General features: G+C 37.5%; 11 protein-coding genes, 28 tRNA genes, 3 rRNA genes and 2 pseudogenes. 40 read left to right on the top strand and 4 right to left on the bottom strand.

All coding sequences use genetic code 11. From position 1 onward, the window contains the following. Position 1: 1 nt before the first annotated feature. Together NSS86_RS08220 and NSS86_RS08215 are read left to right on the top strand one after the other, a co-directional pair. On the top strand, positions 2–1519 hold the full coding sequence (locus NSS86_RS08220) for an ABC transporter ATP-binding protein (protein ID WP_000535834.1): 1518 nt from the start codon (positions 2–4) through the stop codon (positions 1517–1519). A gap of 8 nt (positions 1520–1527) precedes the next feature. Then, positions 1528–2364, top strand: coding sequence for a membrane protein (locus NSS86_RS08215; protein WP_000886462.1), 837 nt, complete (start codon positions 1528–1530; stop codon positions 2362–2364). A gap of 260 nt (positions 2365–2624) precedes the next feature. Here the strand turns inward: NSS86_RS08215 and NSS86_RS08210 are convergent, their stop codons facing one another. Further along, the gene (locus tag NSS86_RS08210) at positions 2625–3602 is read right to left on the bottom strand and encodes a metal-dependent hydrolase (protein ID WP_000379098.1); all 978 of its coding nucleotides are present in this window, start codon (positions 3600–3602) and stop codon (positions 2625–2627) included. 151 nt (positions 3603–3753) lie between these two features. Between NSS86_RS08210 and mutY the strand changes: the two genes are divergently transcribed. From mutY to NSS86_RS08190, 4 genes and pseudogenes are all read left to right on the top strand, one after another. Next, positions 3754–4791, top strand: a complete 1038-nt coding sequence (gene mutY / locus NSS86_RS08205; RefSeq protein ID WP_000284765.1) for an A/G-specific adenine glycosylase — start codon at positions 3754–3756, stop codon at positions 4789–4791. Positions 4792–5093: 302 nt separating this feature from the next. After that, entirely contained in the window at positions 5094–5636 is a 543-nt protein-coding gene (locus tag NSS86_RS08200) for a DUF402 domain-containing protein (RefSeq protein ID WP_000251253.1), read from the top strand. Positions 5637–5926: 290 nt separating this feature from the next. After that, complete coding sequence (locus NSS86_RS08195) at positions 5927–7663, top strand: SAV1866 family putative multidrug efflux ABC transporter (protein WP_000597240.1); 1737 nt, start codon at positions 5927–5929, stop codon at positions 7661–7663. An 8-nt stretch (positions 7664–7671) separates the two neighbouring features. Next, a pseudogene (locus NSS86_RS08190) lies at positions 7672–7763 on the top strand (hypothetical protein). Positions 7764–7852: 89 nt separating this feature from the next. On the opposite strand, the gene NSS86_RS08185 reads toward NSS86_RS08190, so the two are convergent. Further along, positions 7853–8947, bottom strand: coding sequence for an aromatic acid exporter family protein (locus NSS86_RS08185; RefSeq protein ID WP_001236371.1), 1095 nt, complete (start codon positions 8945–8947; stop codon positions 7853–7855). Between the two features lie 292 nt (positions 8948–9239). Beyond that, positions 9240–10529, bottom strand: a complete 1290-nt coding sequence (locus tag NSS86_RS08180) for a glutamate-1-semialdehyde 2,1-aminomutase (protein WP_001011595.1) — start codon at positions 10527–10529, stop codon at positions 9240–9242. A gap of 80 nt (positions 10530–10609) precedes the next feature. On the opposite strand from NSS86_RS08180, the gene bcp reads away from it, so the two are divergent. The 34 genes from bcp to NSS86_RS08010 all read left to right on the top strand — a co-directional run bounded on the left by bcp (position 10610) and on the right by NSS86_RS08010 (position 20898). Beyond that, entirely contained in the window at positions 10610–11065 is a 456-nt protein-coding gene (bcp, locus tag NSS86_RS08175; protein WP_000939521.1) for a thioredoxin-dependent thiol peroxidase, read from the top strand. A gap of 5 nt (positions 11066–11070) precedes the next feature. Further along, positions 11071–12021, top strand: a complete 951-nt coding sequence (locus NSS86_RS08170) for a phosphoglycerate dehydrogenase (protein ID WP_000869446.1) — start codon at positions 11071–11073, stop codon at positions 12019–12021. 96 nt (positions 12022–12117) lie between these two features. Beyond that, positions 12118–12564, top strand: a complete 447-nt coding sequence (perR, locus tag NSS86_RS08165; protein WP_000110007.1) for a peroxide-responsive transcriptional repressor PerR — start codon at positions 12118–12120, stop codon at positions 12562–12564. Between the two features lie 741 nt (positions 12565–13305). After that, a 16S ribosomal RNA gene (locus NSS86_RS08160) occupies positions 13306–14857 on the top strand. Between the two features lie 91 nt (positions 14858–14948). Next, a tRNA-Ile gene (locus NSS86_RS08155) sits at positions 14949–15025 on the top strand. A gap of 18 nt (positions 15026–15043) precedes the next feature. After that, positions 15044–15119 (top strand) — tRNA-Ala (locus NSS86_RS08150). Positions 15120–15332: 213 nt separating this feature from the next. Beyond that, a 23S ribosomal RNA gene (locus NSS86_RS08145) occupies positions 15333–18255 on the top strand. Positions 18256–18327: 72 nt separating this feature from the next. After that, a 5S ribosomal RNA gene (gene rrf, locus NSS86_RS08140) occupies positions 18328–18442 on the top strand. The 16S, 23S and 5S rRNA genes sit together here with 28 tRNA genes alongside, the layout of an rRNA operon. A gap of 11 nt (positions 18443–18453) precedes the next feature. Beyond that, positions 18454–18529 (top strand) — tRNA-Val (locus NSS86_RS08135). A 16-nt stretch (positions 18530–18545) separates the two neighbouring features. After that, positions 18546–18621 (top strand) — tRNA-Thr (locus tag NSS86_RS08130). 5 nt (positions 18622–18626) lie between these two features. Next, positions 18627–18702 (top strand) — tRNA-Lys (locus tag NSS86_RS08125). A gap of 3 nt (positions 18703–18705) precedes the next feature. Further along, a tRNA-Leu gene (locus tag NSS86_RS08120) sits at positions 18706–18787 on the top strand. A 3-nt stretch (positions 18788–18790) separates the two neighbouring features. Beyond that, positions 18791–18865, top strand: a tRNA-Gly gene (locus tag NSS86_RS08115). Between the two features lie 10 nt (positions 18866–18875). After that, a tRNA-Leu gene (locus NSS86_RS08110) sits at positions 18876–18964 on the top strand. An 18-nt stretch (positions 18965–18982) separates the two neighbouring features. Next, a tRNA-Arg gene (locus NSS86_RS08105) sits at positions 18983–19056 on the top strand. A 9-nt stretch (positions 19057–19065) separates the two neighbouring features. Continuing rightward, positions 19066–19139 (top strand) — tRNA-Pro (locus NSS86_RS08100). 17 nt (positions 19140–19156) lie between these two features. Next, positions 19157–19232 (top strand) — tRNA-Ala (locus NSS86_RS08095). A gap of 21 nt (positions 19233–19253) precedes the next feature. Then, positions 19254–19327, top strand: a tRNA-Met gene (locus tag NSS86_RS08090). A 28-nt stretch (positions 19328–19355) separates the two neighbouring features. After that, positions 19356–19429: transfer RNA gene (locus NSS86_RS08085), tRNA-Ile, on the top strand. 9 nt (positions 19430–19438) lie between these two features. Then, a tRNA-Ser gene (locus NSS86_RS08080) sits at positions 19439–19528 on the top strand. Between the two features lie 10 nt (positions 19529–19538). Continuing rightward, positions 19539–19614: transfer RNA gene (locus NSS86_RS08075), tRNA-Asp, on the top strand. A gap of 38 nt (positions 19615–19652) precedes the next feature. After that, positions 19653–19745, top strand: a tRNA-Ser gene (locus NSS86_RS08070). Positions 19746–19759: 14 nt separating this feature from the next. Next, positions 19760–19833, top strand: a tRNA-Met gene (locus NSS86_RS08065). 21 nt (positions 19834–19854) lie between these two features. Continuing rightward, positions 19855–19930, top strand: a tRNA-Asp gene (locus NSS86_RS08060). 18 nt (positions 19931–19948) lie between these two features. Then, positions 19949–20021: transfer RNA gene (locus tag NSS86_RS08055), tRNA-Phe, on the top strand. Between the two features lie 7 nt (positions 20022–20028). Beyond that, positions 20029–20104: transfer RNA gene (locus NSS86_RS08050), tRNA-Thr, on the top strand. A gap of 5 nt (positions 20105–20109) precedes the next feature. Further along, positions 20110–20190, top strand: a tRNA-Tyr gene (locus NSS86_RS08045). A gap of 15 nt (positions 20191–20205) precedes the next feature. Further along, a tRNA-Trp gene (locus tag NSS86_RS08040) sits at positions 20206–20279 on the top strand. Between the two features lie 2 nt (positions 20280–20281). Next, positions 20282–20354, top strand: a tRNA-His gene (locus tag NSS86_RS08035). Between the two features lie 11 nt (positions 20355–20365). Beyond that, positions 20366–20437 (top strand) — tRNA-Gln (locus NSS86_RS08030). Positions 20438–20442: 5 nt separating this feature from the next. Beyond that, positions 20443–20516, top strand: a tRNA-Cys gene (locus NSS86_RS08025). A gap of 7 nt (positions 20517–20523) precedes the next feature. Continuing rightward, positions 20524–20598 (top strand) — tRNA-Gly (locus NSS86_RS08020). 103 nt (positions 20599–20701) lie between these two features. Then, a tRNA-Gly gene (locus NSS86_RS08015) sits at positions 20702–20776 on the top strand. Positions 20777–20814: 38 nt separating this feature from the next. Then, a tRNA-Leu gene (locus NSS86_RS08010) sits at positions 20815–20898 on the top strand. Between the two features lie 90 nt (positions 20899–20988). Here NSS86_RS08010 and NSS86_RS08005 read toward each other — a convergent pair. Beyond that, positions 20989–21060 (bottom strand): annotated as a pseudogene (locus NSS86_RS08005) (hypothetical protein); the annotation flags it as partial.

Genomic DNA, 21060 nt, shown 5'->3' with positions numbered 1-21060 from the left:
GATGGGAAGTTCAATTGTTTTAAAGTTACTAAAAGTAACACACTACTATAGGAATAAACAGAATAAGAAATGGTATTTACCTTTTGGATATGATGCTGAAGATATCGATTTAAACAATATTAGTTTACATATTTATCAAGGAGAAGCATTAGGTATAATTGGTGAACCTGAATCTTCCAAAGCGTTGGTAGGTCAATTGTTGGCAGGTGCAATTAAACCTGATAAAGGTAAAGTAGTTTGTACTGAAGATTTGTTCTACGGATATATTGAAGATCAATCGTTAATTCATCAAACTGTTGAAGCTTACACAGCGCAGTTAGTTCAACTATTTCCATATGAAATTAATGATCATAAAGCTGAACAGATTATTCAATATGCACATTTAGGCGATTATAAAACGAAGCCGGTTAACCATATTTCGAAAGCGGCATACGCTCAATTACTATTAAGTATTGCACGCTCATCAAAATCAAATATTATTATTTTAAATCATGTTATTGACTATTTAACACCACAATTTATGGAACGTGCGATTGAATTAACAAATGATTATATTGAAAATAATTTAACGATTGTGTCAATTGGTGATGATATTGATAAAATTTCACAAGTGAGTAACTATATAGCTTGGTTTTCACATGGTCAATTAAGAATGGAAGGGTCACTTAAACAAGTTATTCCATCTTTTAAAGAACATGAACGTGATCGATTAAGTTTAAACTCAAAAGAAGAAATTGAAAACTTTGATTTAGATTGGAAAAAGAATCGTACAAGAATACCAGAGATGACCTATAATTTCAAACGCGTTGAGCGCTATAATCATGCAAAACCGCCTAAGTTTTTAGTGCGTTTTTGGACTTTAGCCTCAGGTACTATTTTAGGCTTAGCATTGATGATGTTGCTCATTTTCAATAATATAGGAATTATTTCGATAACAGATTTTACGAATCGTGCTACGATGCAAAATGAAAATAAAGATCCATATGGCGAAAAGTTAGCTTATGGAATTGCTTTTAATGGCAGTGTGGATATGCAAGGGGATAAACAAGTCACAATTCCAAAATATAGTGTAGTTACAATTACTGGCGAAAATAGTAAAAATTATCGTGTTACCGCCGATAATAAGACTTACTATGTTAGTAAAGATAAATTAGAATATTTTAACCCGGCAGGTTTATATCAAACGCATAGTTTTAAAAAATTAGCGCCATATATGAAATCAAATTATAGTAATTACTATGCATACTTTAACAGTCAATTACATAAAAAGCATAGTTCAGTTATAAAAACTTTAGTTCCTGATGATGATAACCGTTTCGTTGCATCCGTTACACAACAACCGATACAATTACTTTTCAATGATAATAATCAGTTATACGGTTTTGTTTATCCAATTGTAGATAAAAAAGAATTAAAAGATAAGTTTAATATTAACAATAACATTTGGATTACTAAAGTTGGGAATGGATATTGTATTGCCAATTTGAAAGAAGACAAATGGATTTATATTGAATTGTAGGTGTAAAGATGCTAGATAATATTATTTTATATTTTAAAAACTTACCGCATACTAAAAGGTATGTAACAGAACGTTTAAAACAAAGTTGGAAAAGTTTTCTAATCGTATTAGCTGCATGTTTAATACTTATTATTGCAAGTGAAACGCTATTTTCCTTTAGTCATTTGACCGATGTTAAAGAGGTGCGATGGTTATTTAGAATTATTGCATTGATTGTTTTTGCGGTATTGATGTTCACAATTTATATCTCTTATCATCATTATATGAATGACTTTTTAGTGACTAAGTTATTTAATATTTCCGCAGCGACGCCAGTAGTTATTATGTCTATTTTAAGTTTTATTATGCTAGTCATTTTGACGATGATTAGTGCATTGGTTAAACCAGTAAACTTCGAAACATCATATATAGCGCTATTCTATTTTATTGTGATGGCAACTATTTTTGTAGGATTAATATCCGTTACTTTTGGTCTTATTCGACTGTTAACTGAAAAAATAAATATCATATTTTATGGGGTTTGTGTATTGTGTATCTTATTGTTACCAATTATTTTCATACCAAATCCAAATCATGTATTTATCAATCACATCCTAATGCTGAATCCAATGTATTACATTGTTAATGGTATAGCACAATCTATCATATTTGGTATATCAAGTATGGAAAACATTCCATATCATTTTTACTTTATTTTATTCTTATGTTTAATAGCTGCAGTAAATTTCGTATTAGCAAGGTATACGACACACGCAATTTATAATAAAACATCTAAAGTGACGCAAACTGATAATCAACAAGATGTTTCAAATGATAGTACAGACGAGGCGGATACTTCTTCATGATGTTTAGCTGACCTGTTGTGTAAATTAATCTGTGAGAATCAGAAACAATTAGAATATCATCTAGATATTGTTTTCCTATACTGATTTTGATATTTCGAGTCATTAAAGGTAGTTTGTTAGCAACAATATAAATTTTAGATTTTGTAAAAGCATTCATAGTTTTACATTAAAAAACCGGACAGAGTAAAAATCGTTTTGATTTTCATTCTGCCCGGTTGTTCATTTTTTATAGATTAACTTTAGTGAATAATAACTTGAAATTATTTAGCATACAGTTTACGTTGTAACTTATCTTCTGTAAATACCCAGCCAATATAAGAGTGGTCTATGACATTATCGTTTGTTACATGTGCAATTGCCACAAATGAATAATGATCATTTTTTAAATAACGCAAATCAATCAAACGAATTTCAGTAGAACCATCTGCTAACGTTGTTGTTTGCCAACGATAGATTGATGAAAAGTTTAAAAAAGTACGTATATCTTTATTACCTTTGACTTTCCATAAAATGGAGTCTGTTGATAATGTTTGACGTTCCACTTTATCACTAAACACCACATTCCTACCATATGCTTTTCCAACATAGTCATGTGCATCAGTTTGTATCGCGACACGCCATTCCATAAATTTTATTGTTGGCGCAACAAATACTTTAACAGGGTGATGCTCTTGTTGAATTGCTTTTAAAGCTTGTTGCTTAATTACGGCTCTCATTTTAAAACGAATCATGTAATAAATGATTAGTAAAGCGATTATAGGAAAGAAGACTGCAAATGGATGCAAGCCTATAACCCATAATACAATACCAATACAAAGAACTGTGAAAATAATAGGGTCAAATGTGTTAATCACACTTAATTGAATCCATTTGTTTGTGATAGGTCTAAGCGCTTGTGTACCATAAGAATTGAATATATCTACAAAGACATGTAAAAATACTGCGAGCTGAGCCCACATCCATACATGAAATGGGTTGGTTCCACTAAAGAACGTGAATATTAAAAATGTAATTAAAATTGGCCATAGTATTGTGAAAGGGATGGAATGCGTGATACCTCTATGATGCGAAATATATGTTGCATTGTCCTTTAATTTAAGAACAGTATCCCCATCAGGAATTAATGAACCAACGATAAGGGTTGTAGCTGTTGCACCAAACGTAGAAGCCATTGCTGGATCTTGAGTTGCAAGTGCTGTAAGGCCCACCCCAATTGCGATATGTGTTGCAGTGTCCATATCAGTTCACTCATTTCATAATATTATATATACTATTATAATCCAATTTCGCAAATAACTAAATTAACTTACATACTAACCATGATTTTAATGTACAATAAAAACATTATGAGTAAAGACAATTAATTTTGGTGAGGAAAGGGTTTTATAAATGTATCAGCAGTCTAGTTTTAAAGAAAATTTGATACACTGGTTTGATGAAAATCAAAGAGAAATGCCATGGCGACAAACGACCAATCCGTACTATATTTGGTTAAGTGAGGTCATGTTACAACAGACACAAGTTAAAACAGTTATTGACTATTATCATCGTTTTGTTGAACGATTTCCAACTGTGGAAGTTTTGAGTCAAGCTTCGGAAGATGAAGTGTTAAAGTATTGGGAAGGCTTAGGATATTATAGTAGAGCTCGAAATTTTCATACGGCGATTAAAGAAGTTTATGATAAATATGAAGGCTTAGTTCCCAAAGATCCTGATCAATTTAAAGCGTTAAAAGGTGTTGGCCCATACACACAAGCTGCAGTAATGAGCATTGCATATAATGTACCACTAGCAACTGTAGACGGAAATGTTTTTCGAGTATGGTCTAGATTGAATGATGACTATCGAGATATTAAATTACAATCGACGAGGAAATCGTACGAACAAGAATTGTTACCGTATGTTACTACAGAAGCTGGAACGTTTAATCAAGCTATGATGGAATTAGGGGCATTAATTTGTACACCAAAAAATCCATTATGCTTATTTTGTCCAGTTCAAGAAAACTGTGAGGCATTTGATAAAGGTACATTTGAAAAGTTACCTGTTAAATCTAAAAATGTAAGTAAAAAAGTAATTGAGCAATCCGTCTTTTTAATTAGAAATAATCAAGGTCAATATCTGTTGCAAAAGCGTAGCGAAAAATTATTGCATGGTATGTGGCAATTTCCTATGTTTGAAAGTGAGCATGCTAGACGTAAAATGACTGAAAAAATCGGTCATGACATTCAACCAGTAGAAACACCTATTTTTGAGTTGAAGCATCAATTTACTCATTTAACATGGAAGATTAAAGTATACGCCGCTTCAGGAGCAATTAACATTGAAACATTACCAGATGACATGATTTGGTTTAATTTAAGTGATCGAGACCAATATACATTCCCTGTACCTATGTCAAAGATTTATCAATTTATAAATGGGTAACATTCGATGATTGGTAATATTATCGGAAAACATAGTGACATTAATTTTAAAAATGTATAAATGATATCTTTAAATCTCATAGGATAACAATGTCAAAAAGTTAAAGTGTTGATTTATAAAAGTGATGATTTTACATACTTTAAATGGGACATGTAAATCTCTGTTGTAGTACTTAGCAATATTACCGAGTTTAATCATTAAGTAGTAAAATCTTATTTCGTAAAAATATGTATTTATATAATACTATTTCTGAAATATGCTATAATTTATAATGGTTAAATTAACAGAAGGTGGTGTGGAGTATGGTCAGAGAATCCATACCTAAAGAAGGGGAAAACATTAAAATTCAGAGTTATAAACATGATGGTAAGATTCATCGCGTTTGGTCTGAAACAACAATATTAAAGGGTACTGATCATGTTGTCATTGGTGGCAATGATCATACGTTAGTGACTGAAAGTGACGGAAGAACTTGGATAACACGTGAACCGGCAATTGTTTACTTTCACTCAGAATATTGGTTTAATGTTATCTGCATGTTTAGAGAAGATGGAATTTATTACTATTGCAATTTGTCATCACCATTTGTTTGTGATGAAGAGGCATTAAAATATATAGACTATGATTTAGATATTAAAGTATATCCAAACGGAAAGTATCATTTATTAGATGAAGATGAATATGAGCAACATATGAATCAAATGAATTATCCGCATGATATTGATATTATTTTAAGACGCAACGTGGACATTCTTCAACAATGGATAGAACAGAAGAAGGGCCCATTCGCGCCAGATTTTATCAAAGTTTGGAAAGAACGTTACAAAAAAATTAGACAGTATTAAGCAAATAAAGTGTAAATACTGATTAAATCATTTATATTGACTTAGTGATGTAAAGAAGTATGATAACTTTTGCTGTCGTGTGGGGACACAGTATCCATAGATTAAATTGAATAGAATATAACATACGAATAAGACAACGTATTTAATCACATGAATATGACAGAGGTTGAGATATCTTAATTTTAAAAATGTAAATTGTAAGAAGAATTTACATCTACAAATTATGTATCCAACCTCTATTCATTTTTATGCTTATGAATAGGATAGGGCAATAGATTAGGGGGGATTGTATGATTAAACGATATTTGCAATTTGTTAAGCCATATAAATATCGTATTTTTGCAACGATTATTGTTGGGATAATTAAGTTTGGTATACCAATGCTTATACCACTTTTAATTAAATATGCAATAGATGGCGTGATTAATAACCACGCACTAACGACTGATGAAAAAGTTCATCATTTAACTATTGCCATTGGTATCGCATTATTTATTTTTGTAATAGTGAGACCACCAATTGAATTTATACGTCAATATTTGGCGCAATGGACAAGTAATAAAATATTGTATGATATACGTAAAAAGTTATATAACCATTTACAAGCTTTAAGTGCGAGATTTTATGCTAATAATCAAGTAGGTCAAGTAATATCTAGAGTGATTAATGATGTTGAACAAACAAAAGATTTCATTTTAACCGGGTTAATGAATATTTGGTTAGATTGTATAACAATTATTATTGCACTATCCATAATGTTCTTTTTAGATGTGAAATTGACTTTAGCAGCACTGTTTATCTTCCCATTTTACATTTTAACGGTGTACGTTTTCTTTGGAAGATTAAGAAAATTGACGCGTGAGAGATCGCAAGCATTAGCTGAGGTTCAAGGATTCTTGCATGAACGTGTTCAAGGTATTTCAGTCGTTAAAAGTTTTGCGATTGAAGACAATGAAGCGAAAAACTTTGATAAAAAGAATACTAATTTCTTAACACGTGCGTTGAAACATACAAGATGGAATGCCTATTCCTTTGCCGCAATTAATACAGTTACAGATATTGGACCAATTATTGTCATCGGTGTTGGTGCATATCTTGCTATTTCTGGATCAATCACAGTAGGTACACTTGCAGCATTTGTTGGATACTTAGAGTTATTGTTCGGGCCTTTACGTCGTTTAGTCGCATCATTTACAACTTTAACGCAAAGTTTTGCTTCAATGGACCGTGTATTCCAATTAATTGACGAAGATTATGACATTAAAAATGGTGTTGGTGCTCAACCTATTGAAATTAAACAAGGTCGTATTGATATTGATCATGTTAGTTTTCAATATAACGATAACGAAGCTCCAATTTTAAAAGATATTAATTTGAGTATTGAAAAAGGAGAAACAGTTGCTTTCGTAGGTATGAGTGGTGGTGGTAAATCAACATTAATTAACTTAATACCGAGATTTTACGATGTAACTTCTGGGCAAATTTTAATAGATGGTCACAATATTAAAGATTTTTTAACGGGAAGTTTAAGAAATCAAATAGGATTGGTGCAACAGGATAATATTTTATTCTCTGATACAGTTAAGGAAAATATTTTACTTGGTCGTCCAACAGCAACAGATGAAGAAGTAGTTGAAGCGGCGAAAATGGCTAATGCACATGACTTTATTATGAACTTGCCACAGGGATATGACACTGAAGTAGGTGAACGAGGTGTTAAATTATCAGGTGGTCAAAAACAAAGATTATCGATTGCTAGAATATTTTTAAATAATCCGCCAATTCTTATCTTGGATGAAGCAACAAGTGCACTTGATTTAGAAAGTGAATCCATTATTCAAGAATCATTAGATGTGTTGAGTAAAGATCGAACGACACTTATCGTAGCGCATCGCTTGTCCACTATTACACATGCTGACAAAATTGTCGTAATTGAAAATGGACATATTGTTGAAACAGGTACGCATCGTGAATTGATTGCAAAACAAGGTGCTTACGAGCATTTATATAGCATTCAAAACTTATAAAGTATTAGTTGTTTGACTTCAGTACAATCTTGTAGGGAAGATTTGTAACAGGATGGTGGGGTCATAACATAGAAAAGCAGTAAGAGATTTTCTTCATTGAAAATAATCTTACTGCTTTTTTAAATTTAATTTCGAGATTCAATATTACTTTATCTCATTGTGGTATTAATTACAGGAATTGCTTTAAACTTATAAATCAAAGTCTTCTTCAACAATTTCAATGTCTGCATCAGACCTATGATATGTGAAAAAGCTAATTCTTATGCGGTCTAAATGCTCTAAATGGTGTCGATACTCTTCGATGGCTGCAACAATTTGCATAACATTGGCAAACGAATATTCCGTTTGATAAGGATGATTTATTAACTCATGCTGAAATGTAGACAATAAATCTTTTTTCTGCGGATTATCTAACTCATAATCAACATGTGTCACATTATAACGTGCTTTTTTAGAAAGGCTAGCTAAAATTTGCTCGTGAAAAGCAGTTAATGAATCTAAATCTAATTTGATTTGTAATAGGAAATTGTTATTAAGTAAATATAAGTCGTTTTGATAACGCGACAATTTGTTTAATACTTCATAAGCTTGTCTAGTCGTCTGAACTACTTCTCTGAAAAGTATTTTCTTTCTATTCTGTTGGTGAATATGTTTTTTTGTAATAGGACGTTCTTCGCTATAGTAATCATAAATTTTCTCTAACTTTTCGACACGTTGTTTTAAATTATGACTATCTTGTTTAATATTATTAAACTCCGTCGTATCATTTAATACTAATTTAAACCACATAAAAATATCTGAGGATATATTTAATGAATTATAGTAAATTTTTGTTTCAAATTTAGGTGGTAGAAACACAAAGTTAACTAGAGATGAACTTATGACACCAATCATTACAAGTACAAACCTGTAAAAGGCGGTAATATAGAAAGAACCGGTATGTTGTCCCATAATGATTAATGCTGTTACACTCGCCAAAGTAGCAACATGTGCTAAATTAAATTTAAATAAAATAGCAATAAGTACTATGACGGTAACACCCATAATGATAAAATTATCACTAAAAATTGTTACCATTGTAACAGATAATATGGCACCTATAATGTTACCCAATGCTTGATCAGAAACTGTTTTAAATGAACGATAAATACTAGGTTGCATTGCAACAACAGCACTGACACCAGCTAAGGCTTTCAGACCAACATCATCCGGTAGTAAAGAAGCGATAGACATAGCTAAAATAATGGCTATACCAGTTTTAAAAATCCGAGCTCCTAGTCTCAAAAATAATGACGCCCCTTTTAAGTTTATTGAATATCTAATATTCGTATTCATTACTGTTATACACTTACTAGTTATAAAATTCAAGCTTATTTATAGTTGTTAAAATAAATCATACATAATACTGATAGCGATGTAAAACTTTAGTCAGAGATTAAAAGAGTATAAATTTGTAAAATAAAAACTCACATAGTGACATATCAAGTTAAACGTTAATATTTAACGATATAAAATGAATCTACTATGTGAGCATTTGTTTTATTTTAATTCAATTAAAAATATACTTCCTTAAAAGTTATTTCATTTGACTAAAAGCATAGTCTGCAGCTTTTAAAGTTTGTTGAATATCTTCTTCTGTATGTTCAGTTGTTAAGAACCAAGCTTCAAACTTAGAAGGTGCTAAATTGATACCTTGATTTAACATTAATTTGAAAAATTTACCGAACGCTTCGCCGTCAGAATGTTCAACTTGATCATAATGTGTGACTTTTTCATCTGTAAAGTACAATGTTAAAGATCCATAAATACGATTAATTGTAGCTGTGATATTATGTTTTTCGATTAATTTAAGTAAACCTTCTTCTAGTTGTTGGCCTAAGCTGTCTAATTTTTCATAAACACCGTCTTGTTCTAGTACTTCGAGTAATGCAATACCTGCTTTCATAGATAACGGGTTACCAGCCATTGTACCAGCTTGATATGCAGGTCCTAGAGGTGCTACTTGTTCCATAATATCTTGACGTCCACCATAGCCTCCAATTGGTAAACCACCGCCAACAATTTTACCAAATGCAGTTAAATCAGGGATAACACCTAATAAATCTTGAGCGGCACCGTAATGGAAACGGAATGCAGTAATTACTTCATCATAAATCACTAGTGTCCCATTGTTATGCGAAATTTCATTAACCTCTTCTAAAAATCCAGGTTGAGGCATTACCATTCCAAAGTTACCAACAATTGGTTCTACTAATACTGCGGCAATTTCATCACCCCAAAATTCAATTGCTTCTTTATATGCGTTAATATCATTGAAAGGTACAGTAATGACTTCACGTGCGACGCTTTCTGGAACACCAGCTGAGTCTGGAGAACCGAGCTGAGATGGGCCACTACCTGCTGCAACCAATACTAAATCAGAATGGCCATGATAAGATCCAGCAAATTTTATAATTTTATTTCTTTTAGTATATGCACGTGCAACACGAATTGTTGTCATGACTGCTTCTGTTCCAGAATTTACAAAGCGAATTTTCTCAAGAGATGGAATTGCATCACGTAATTTTTTGCTGAATTCAATTTCTAGTTCAGTCGGTGTACCAAATAAAACACCTTTGGCTGCTTGTTCTTGAATTGCTTTAGTAATATGAGGATGTGCATGCCCCGCAATAATTGGACCGTATGCTTGAAGGTAATCAATAAATTTATTGCCATCGACATCATATAAATATGCACCGTGTCCTTCTTTCATAACAACAGGTGCACCGCCTCCTACAGCTTTATAAGAACGAGAAGGGGAATTGACACCGCCTAGAATATATTCGTTTGAAAGTTGTTGTAAACGTTCACTTTCACTAAAATTCATTTATATCAACCTCTTTTAATTTAATATTTTCATCTAATATCGTATCATAAAATTATTATAATGAAGAAAAAGGTGATTATATGTTGCAAAAAGGAGAACAATTTCCAATATTTAAATTAGAAAATCAAGACGGAACTGTCATTACAAATGATACATTAAAAGGTAAAAAGGCGATTATATATTTTTATCCTAGAGATAATACACCTACTTGTACCACAGAAGCTTGTGACTTTAGAGACAATTTAGAAATGTTCAATGATTTAGATGTTGCAGTATATGGTATAAGCGGTGATTCAAAGAAAAAACACCAAAATTTTATTGAGAAACACGGATTGAATTTCGATTTATTAGTAGATGAAGATTTTAAATTAGCTAAAGAAACAGGCGTATATCAGTTAAAAAAATCATTTGGCAAAGAAAGTATGGGTATTGTAAGAACAACTTTTATAATAGATGAACAAGGTAAAGTATTAGATGTTATCGAGAAGGTTAAGGTTAAAACACAAATAGAAGAACTTAAAAACATTTTGGGGTGACATATATGAAAGTTGTTGGGTTAAATCGTATGCGTGAAGTTGAAACTGAATTACAACAACGCTTTTCAGATTTAGATTTTAAATTTTATAAAAAAGCATCAGAAATACCTGAGAGTGACTTGGCTGATTTAGATATATTAGTTGGTTATGATGGCGGTATCAATGAGGCATTTTTACAACGTTGCCCGAATTTAAAATGGATTGCATGGTTTGCAACGGGTGTAAATACATTACCGTTAGATTATATTGCAGATCACGGCATACTTTTAACTAATGGAAAAGGTGTTCAAGCTAAACAATTATCTGAATACATTTTAGCTTTCATTTTAGATGATTATAAAAAGATGAAACTATCATATGATAACCAAAGACAACATATATATGATTCGAAAATAACTGGTAAACGCCTATCAGGACAAACAGTTTTATTTTTAGGTACAGGTGCAATTGCTACTAGAACTGCGAAGTTAGCAAAGGCTTTTAATATGAATTTAATTGGTCTGAGCAAGTCAGGTCAGAACAAAGATGAGTTTGACGAGATATATACTATCGAATCACTTGAAAGCACATTACCAAATGCTGACATTATTATAAATGCTTTACCAGAAACGCAAGAAACGATTCATTTACTAAAGAAAAAACATTTTGAATTAATGAAAGATGAAGCACTTTTTATAAATATAGGACGAGGTAGCATAGTTAAAGAAGCGCTCTTAATAGAAGTATTAAAAAGTAAAGTTATTCGACATGCATATTTAGATGTGTTTGAAAATGAACCTTTGAAACCTAATCATGAATTATATGAATTGGAAAATGTAACTATAACAGCGCATATAACTGGTAATGATTATGAGGCAAAGTATGACTTATTAGATATTTTTAAAAACAATCTAGTTAATTTTCTCAATAAGAATGGTCTAATTGAGAATGAAGTTGATGCTAAAAAAGGCTATTAAATGAAATCATCATGTAAATATTGACACGCGCGCAATACTACAGTTATATTTATAGTAAGTAATAATAATTATTATATAAGAAAGATGGTGATATAGATGAGTGTTGAAATAGAATCAATTGAACATGAACTAGAAGAATCAATTGCATCATTGCGACAAGCAGGCATAAGAATTACACCTCAAAGACAAGCAATATTACGTTATTTAATTTCTTCACATACTCATCCAACAGCTGATGAAATTTATCAAGCACTTTCACCTGATTTTCCAAATATAAGTGTTGCGACAATATATAATAACTTAAGAGTGTTTAAAGATATTGGAATTGTAAAAGAATTAACATATGGAGACTCATCAAGTCGATTCGACTTTAATACACATAATCATTATCATATTATATGTGAACAATGTGGTAAGATTGTTGATTTTCAATATCCACAGTTAAATGAAATTGAAAGATTAGCTCAGCATATGACTGACTTTGACGTAACACATCATCGAATGGAAATTTATGGAGTTTGTAAAGAATGCCAAGATAAATAATTTAACTTTGGTAGTATGACAAATTAAAAAAGCGTTAGCTTACTTCATATAAGTAAGTGTAATATTTAAGAAGTTAAACGACATGAAAGTTGTTTAACTTCTTTTTTATGCTTATTCTGAAAAATATTTAAATTGAAGAAAAGAATATTCTAACTACGGAAGTGGTATTAACTAATAACTAGTACCCTTTATAAATAAACATAAAAATATTCAAACGAAGGTCTACTAAATAACTATCCATAAAGTGAGTATAAGTTTGTTTGTAAAACTGAAGTAAAAAGCGTAAGGAATTACACTTTAAATACATATAGTACTTACGAATAGAAAATAATCCCTTCAACAGTAATTTTTAAACAAAAATAAGTGTTGTTTTATGTTGACTCTACTAGAATAACTTGATATTATATAAAAGTCGTCAAACGGCACTAATATTTAAAAAACAAATGTTTTAAGTTGTTGATTTAAAATATTAATAAAGTGTAAATTTGACTATTGAAATTCGAACAAATACATAATAAAATAATATTTGTTGAATTAATTGAGTTAGGAAATTTATTTTTTAGAAATAAAATAATTAAAAATAATTCTTGACTTACAAAAACTTACGAGTTATAATTAAATGTTGTAAGTGACAAACGAACATTGAAAACTGAATGACAATATGTCAACGTTAATTCCAAAAACGTAACTATAAGTTACAAACATTATTTAGTATTTATGAGCTAATCAAACATCATAATTTTTATGGAGAGTTTGATCCTGGCTCAGGATGAACGCTGGCGGCGTGCCTAATACATGCAAGTCGAGCGAACGGACGAGAAGCTTGCTTCTCTGATGTTAGCGGCGGACGGGTGAGTAACACGTGGATAACCTACCTATAAGACTGGGATAACTTCGGGAAACCGGAGCTAATACCGGATAATATTTTGAACCGCATGGTTCAAAAGTGAAAGACGGTCTTGCTGTCACTTATAGATGGATCCGCGCTGCATTAGCTAGTTGGTAAGGTAACGGCTTACCAAGGCAACGATGCATAGCCGACCTGAGAGGGTGATCGGCCACACTGGAACTGAGACACGGTCCAGACTCCTACGGGAGGCAGCAGTAGGGAATCTTCCGCAATGGGCGAAAGCCTGACGGAGCAACGCCGCGTGAGTGATGAAGGTCTTCGGATCGTAAAACTCTGTTATTAGGGAAGAACATATGTGTAAGTAACTGTGCACATCTTGACGGTACCTAATCAGAAAGCCACGGCTAACTACGTGCCAGCAGCCGCGGTAATACGTAGGTGGCAAGCGTTATCCGGAATTATTGGGCGTAAAGCGCGCGTAGGCGGTTTTTTAAGTCTGATGTGAAAGCCCACGGCTCAACCGTGGAGGGTCATTGGAAACTGGAAAACTTGAGTGCAGAAGAGGAAAGTGGAATTCCATGTGTAGCGGTGAAATGCGCAGAGATATGGAGGAACACCAGTGGCGAAGGCGACTTTCTGGTCTGTAACTGACGCTGATGTGCGAAAGCGTGGGGATCAAACAGGATTAGATACCCTGGTAGTCCACGCCGTAAACGATGAGTGCTAAGTGTTAGGGGGTTTCCGCCCCTTAGTGCTGCAGCTAACGCATTAAGCACTCCGCCTGGGGAGTACGACCGCAAGGTTGAAACTCAAAGGAATTGACGGGGACCCGCACAAGCGGTGGAGCATGTGGTTTAATTCGAAGCAACGCGAAGAACCTTACCAAATCTTGACATCCTTTGACAACTCTAGAGATAGAGCCTTCCCCTTCGGGGGACAAAGTGACAGGTGGTGCATGGTTGTCGTCAGCTCGTGTCGTGAGATGTTGGGTTAAGTCCCGCAACGAGCGCAACCCTTAAGCTTAGTTGCCATCATTAAGTTGGGCACTCTAAGTTGACTGCCGGTGACAAACCGGAGGAAGGTGGGGATGACGTCAAATCATCATGCCCCTTATGATTTGGGCTACACACGTGCTACAATGGACAATACAAAGGGCAGCGAAACCGCGAGGTCAAGCAAATCCCATAAAGTTGTTCTCAGTTCGGATTGTAGTCTGCAACTCGACTACATGAAGCTGGAATCGCTAGTAATCGTAGATCAGCATGCTACGGTGAATACGTTCCCGGGTCTTGTACACACCGCCCGTCACACCACGAGAGTTTGTAACACCCGAAGCCGGTGGAGTAACCTTTTAGGAGCTAGCCGTCGAAGGTGGGACAAATGATTGGGGTGAAGTCGTAACAAGGTAGCCGTATCGGAAGGTGCGGCTGGATCACCTCCTTTCTAAGGATATATTCGGAACATCTTCTGAAGAAGATGCGGAATAACGTGACATATTGTATTCAGTTTTGAATGTTTGTTCATTCAAATTAATGGGCCTATAGCTCAGCTGGTTAGAGCGCACGCCTGATAAGCGTGAGGTCGGTGGTTCGAGTCCACTTAGGCCCACCATTAATTTAATACCTATTTGGGGGCTTAGCTCAGCTGGGAGAGCGCCTGCTTTGCACGCAGGAGGTCAGCGGTTCGATCCCGCTAGTCTCCACCATTATTTGTACATTGAAAACTAGATAAGTAAGTAAAATATAGATTTTACCAAGCAAAACCGAGTGAATAAAGAGTTTTAAATAAGCTTGAATTCATAAGAAATAATCGCTAGTGTTCGAAAGAACACTCACAAGATTAATAACGCGTTTAAATCTTTTTATAAAAGAACGTAACTTCATGTTAACGTTTGACTTATAAAAATGGTGGAAACATAGATTAAGTTATTAAGGGCGCACGGTGGATGCCTTGGCACTAGAAGCCGATGAAGGACGTTACTAACGACGATATGCTTTGGGGAGCTGTAAGTAAGCTTTGATCCAGAGATTTCCGAATGGGGAAACCCAGCATGAGTTATGTCATGTTATCGATATGTGAATACATAGCATATCAGAAGGCACACCCGGAGAACTGAAACATCTTAGTACCCGGAGGAAGAGAAAGAAAATTCGATTCCCTTAGTAGCGGCGAGCGAAACGGGAAGAGCCCAAACCAACAAGCTTGCTTGTTGGGGTTGTAGGACACTCTATACGGAGTTACAAAGGACGACATTAGACGAATCATCTGGAAAGATGAATCAAAGAAGGTAATAATCCTGTAGTCGAAAATGTTGTCTCTCTTGAGTGGATCCTGAGTACGACGGAGCACGTGAAATTCCGTCGGAATCTGGGAGGACCATCTCCTAAGGCTAAATACTCTCTAGTGACCGATAGTGAACCAGTACCGTGAGGGAAAGGTGAAAAGCACCCCGGAAGGGGAGTGAAATAGAACCTGAAACCGTGTGCTTACAAGTAGTCAGAGCCCGTTAATGGGTGATGGCGTGCCTTTTGTAGAATGAACCGGCGAGTTACGATTTGATGCAAGGTTAAGCAGTAAATGTGGAGCCGTAGCGAAAGCGAGTCTGAATAGGGCGTTTAGTATTTGGTCGTAGACCCGAAACCAGGTGATCTACCCTTGGTCAGGTTGAAGTTCAGGTAACACTGAATGGAGGACCGAACCGACTTACGTTGAAAAGTGAGCGGATGAACTGAGGGTAGCGGAGAAATTCCAATCGAACCTGGAGATAGCTGGTTCTCTCCGAAATAGCTTTAGGGCTAGCCTCAAGTGATGATTATTGGAGGTAGAGCACTGTTTGGACGAGGGGCCCCTCTCGGGTTACCGAATTCAGACAAACTCCGAATGCCAATTAATTTAACTTGGGAGTCAGAACATGGGTGATAAGGTCCGTGTTCGAAAGGGAAACAGCCCAGACCACCAGCTAAGGTCCCAAAATATATGTTAAGTGGAAAAGGATGTGGCGTTGCCCAGACAACTAGGATGTTGGCTTAGAAGCAGCCATCATTTAAAGAGTGCGTAATAGCTCACTAGTCGAGTGACACTGCGCCGAAAATGTACCGGGGCTAAACATATTACCGAAGCTGTGGATTGTCCTTTGGACAATGGTAGGAGAGCGTTCTAAGGGCGTTGAAGCATGATCGTAAGGACATGTGGAGCGCTTAGAAGTGAGAATGCCGGTGTGAGTAGCGAAAGACGGGTGAGAATCCCGTCCACCGATTGACTAAGGTTTCCAGAGGAAGGCTCGTCCGCTCTGGGTTAGTCGGGTCCTAAGCTGAGGCCGACAGGCGTAGGCGATGGATAACAGGTTGATATTCCTGTACCACCTATAATCGTTTTAATCGATGGGGGGACGCAGTAGGATAGGCGAAGCGTGCGATTGGATTGCACGTCTAAGCAGTAAGGCTGAGTATTAGGCAAATCCGGTACTCGTTAAGGCTGAGCTGTGATGGGGAGAAGACATTGTGTCTTCGAGTCGTTGATTTCACACTGCCGAGAAAAGCCTCTAGATAGAAAATAGGTGCCCGTACCGCAAACCGACACAGGTAGTCAAGATGAGAATTCTAAGGTGAGCGAGCGAACTCTCGTTAAGGAACTCGGCAAAATGACCCCGTAACTTCGGGAGAAGGGGTGCTCTTTAGGGTTAACGCCCAGAAGAGCCGCAGTGAATAGGCCCAAGCGACTGTTTATCAAAAACACAGGTCTCTGCTAAACCGTAAGGTGATGTATAGGGGCTGACGCCTGCCCGGTGCTGGAAGGTTAAGAGGAGTGGTTAGCTTCTGCGAAGCTACGAATCGAAGCCCCAGTAAACGGCGGCCGTAACTATAACGGTCCTAAGGTAGCGAAATTCCTTGTCGGGTAAGTTCCGACCCGCACGAAAGGCGTAACGATTTGGGCACTGTCTCAACGAGAGACTCGGTGAAATCATAGTACCTGTGAAGATGCAGGTTACCCGCGACAGGACGGAAAGACCCCGTGGAGCTTTACTGTAGCCTGATATTGAAATTCGGCACAGCTTGTACAGGATAGGTAGGAGCCTTTGAAACGTGAGCGCTAGCTTACGTGGAGGCGCTGGTGGGATACTACCCTAGCTGTGTTGGCTTTCTAACCCGCACCACTTATCGTGGTGGGAGACAGTGTCAGGCGGGCAGTTTGACTGGGGCGGTCGCCTCCTAAAAGGTAACGGAGGCGCTCAAAGGTTCCCTCAGAATGGTTGGAAATCATTCATAGAGTGTAAAGGCATAAGGGAGCTTGACTGCGAGACCTACAAGTCGAGCAGGGTCGAAAGACGGACTTAGTGATCCGGTGGTTCCGCATGGAAGGGCCATCGCTCAACGGATAAAAGCTACCCCGGGGATAACAGGCTTATCTCCCCCAAGAGTTCACATCGACGGGGAGGTTTGGCACCTCGATGTCGGCTCATCGCATCCTGGGGCTGTAGTCGGTCCCAAGGGTTGGGCTGTTCGCCCATTAAAGCGGTACGCGAGCTGGGTTCAGAACGTCGTGAGACAGTTCGGTCCCTATCCGTCGTGGGCGTAGGAAATTTGAGAGGAGCTGTCCTTAGTACGAGAGGACCGGGATGGACATACCTCTGGTGTACCAGTTGTCGTGCCAACGGCATAGCTGGGTAGCTATGTGTGGACGGGATAAGTGCTGAAAGCATCTAAGCATGAAGCCCCCCTCAAGATGAGATTTCCCAACTTCGGTTATAAGATCCCTCAAAGATGATGAGGTTAATAGGTTCGAGGTGGAAGCATGGTGACATGTGGAGCTGACGAATACTAATCGATCGAAGACTTAATCAAAATAAATGTTTTGCGAAGCAAAATCACTTTTACTTACTATCTAGTTTTGAATGTATAATTTACATTCATATGTCTGGTGACTATAGCAAGGAGGTCACACCTGTTCCCATGCCGAACACAGAAGTTAAGCTCCTTAGCGTCGATGGTAGTCGAACTTACGTTCCGCTAGAGTAGAACGTTGCCAGGCAGTTTTAAATCGGAGAATTAGCTCAGCTGGGAGAGCATCTGCCTTACAAGCAGAGGGTCGGCGGTTCGAACCCGTCATTCTCCACCATTTATTCTTACATATTGCCGGCCTAGCTCAATTGGTAGAGCAACTGACTTGTAATCAGTAGGTTGGGGGTTCAAGTCCTCTGGCCGGCACCATGGAAGAGCCATTAGCTCAGTTGGTAGAGCATCTGACTTTTAATCAGAGGGTCAGAGGTTCGAATCCTCTATGGCTCACCATTTGCGGGTGTGGCGGAATTGGCAGACGCACTAGACTTAGGATCTAGCGCCTTACGGCGTGGGGGTTCGACTCCCTTCACCCGCATATGCAGAAGTAGTTCAGCGGTAGAATACAACCTTGCCAAGGTTGGGGTCGCGGGTTCGAATCCCGTCTTCTGCTCCATTTTTATAGTGCCGGGGTGGCGGAACTGGCAGACGCACAGGACTTAAAATCCTGCGGTGAGTGATCACCGTACCGGTTCGATTCCGGTCCTCGGCACCATTTTCAATAAAAACATATGCGCCCGTAGCTCAATTGGATAGAGCGTTTGACTACGGATCAAGAGGTTATGGGTTCGACTCCTATCGGGCGCGTTAATTATACGGGAAGTAGCTCAGCTTGGTAGAGCACTTGGTTTGGGACCAAGGGGTCGCAGGTTCGAATCCTGTCTTCCCGATATACTGTAATTATTATGGGGGCTTAGCTCAGCTGGGAGAGCGCCTGCTTTGCACGCAGGAGGTCAGCGGTTCGATCCCGCTAGTCTCCACCATATTATTTACAAACTATATAAGGCGGTGTAGCTCAGCTGGCTAGAGCGTACGGTTCATACCCGTGAGGTCGGGGGTTCGATCCCCTCCACCGCCACTATTTATTAGTTGTAAAATTATATTTAGGACCTTTAGCTCAGTTGGTTAGAGCTAACGGCTCATAACCGTTCGGTCGCAGGTTCGAGTCCTGCAAGGTCCATATAATTTTGGAGGAATACCCAAGTCCGGCTGAAGGGATCGGTCTTGAAAACCGACAGGGGCTTAACGGCTCGCGGGGGTTCGAATCCCTCTTCCTCCGTTTTACTAATGGTCTCGTAGTGTAGCGGTTAACACGCCTGCCTGTCACGCAGGAGATCGCGGGTTCGATTCCCGTCGAGACCGCCATTTAATTTTATAATTAATAGCGATTTACCTATAATAATGGAGGAATACCCAAGTCCGGCTGAAGGGATCGGTCTTGAAAACCGACAGGGCCTTAACGGGCCGCGGGGGTTCGAATCCCTCTTCCTCCGCCATTATTTTTTATTATCGCGGGATGGAGCAGTTCGGTAGCTCGTCGGGCTCATAACCCGAAGGTCGGTGGTTCAAATCCGCCTCCCGCAATACATAGTTTTTAATTTAATAGGTCTCGTAGTGTAGCGGTTAACACGCCTGCCTGTCACGCAGGAGATCGCGGGTTCGATTCCCGTCGAGACCGCCATCATTACATTTTTATTATGGTTCAGTAGCTCAGTTGGTAGAGCAATGGATTGAAGCTCCATGTGTCGGCAGTTCGACTCTGTCCTGAACCATTTCTTAGCCGGCCTAGCTCAATTGGTAGAGCAACTGACTTGTAATCAGTAGGTTGGGGGTTCAAGTCCTCTGGCCGGCACCATTTATGGAGGGGTAGCGAAGTGGCTAAACGCGGCGGACTGTAAATCCGCTCCTTCGGGTTCGGCAGTTCGAATCTGCCCCCCTCCATTTATTATTTTTAATAGGGGCATAGTTCAACGGTAGAATAGAGGTCTCCAAAACCTTTGGTGTGGGTTCGATTCCTACTGCCCCTGCCATGGCGGCTGTGGTGAAGTGGTTAACACATCGGATTGTGGTTCCGACATTCGAGGGTTCGATCCCCTTCAGCCGCCCTTATTATTAATGGGCTATAGCCAAGCGGTAAGGCAACGGACTTTGACTCCGTCACTCGTTGGTTCGAATCCAGCTAGCCCAGTTATTGGCGGCATAGCCAAGTGGTAAGGCAGAGGTCTGCAAAACCTTTATCACCGGTTCAAATCCGGTTGCCGCCTCCAGGTTTATGCGGGAGTAGTTCAACTTTTAGAACACGTTCCTTCCCGGAACGAGGTATAGGTGCAAATCCTATCTTCCGCTCCATAATTTAATAATAATGCGGGAGTATTTCAACTCTTAGAATACATTCCTTCCTGGAATGAGGTATAGGTGTAAATCCTATCTTCCGCTCCATAATTTAATATTTGCGGGAGTAGTTCAACTTTTAGAACACGTTCCTTCCCGGAACGAGGTATAGGTGTAAATCCTATCTTCCGCTCCATAATTGCTTCCAAAGGGAAGTTTTTTGTTTACCATTAAGCCGGTGTGGCGGAATTGGCAGACGCGCGGGACTCAAAATCCCGTTCCACTTGTGGAGTGTCGGTTCGACCCCGACCACCGGTATAATTAACTGTTATTTACATAACATAACGTATTAGAAACCTTGTAAAACAAGGTTTCTTTTTATTTCTCTCTATACAATACAAATAAAAGTGGTTCTCCACCAAATGTGGTGGGTATATAATTTAAAGAACTATTTTAAATTACAACTTTTAGAGTTTTTAT

The organism is Staphylococcus sp. FSL W8-0056 (genome assembly GCF_037963075.1).
Lineage (GTDB): Bacteria > Bacillota > Bacilli > Staphylococcales > Staphylococcaceae > Staphylococcus > Staphylococcus aureus.
The sequence above is the reverse complement of the archived record's forward strand: the minus strand, read 5'-3'. Positions and strand labels throughout refer to the sequence as shown.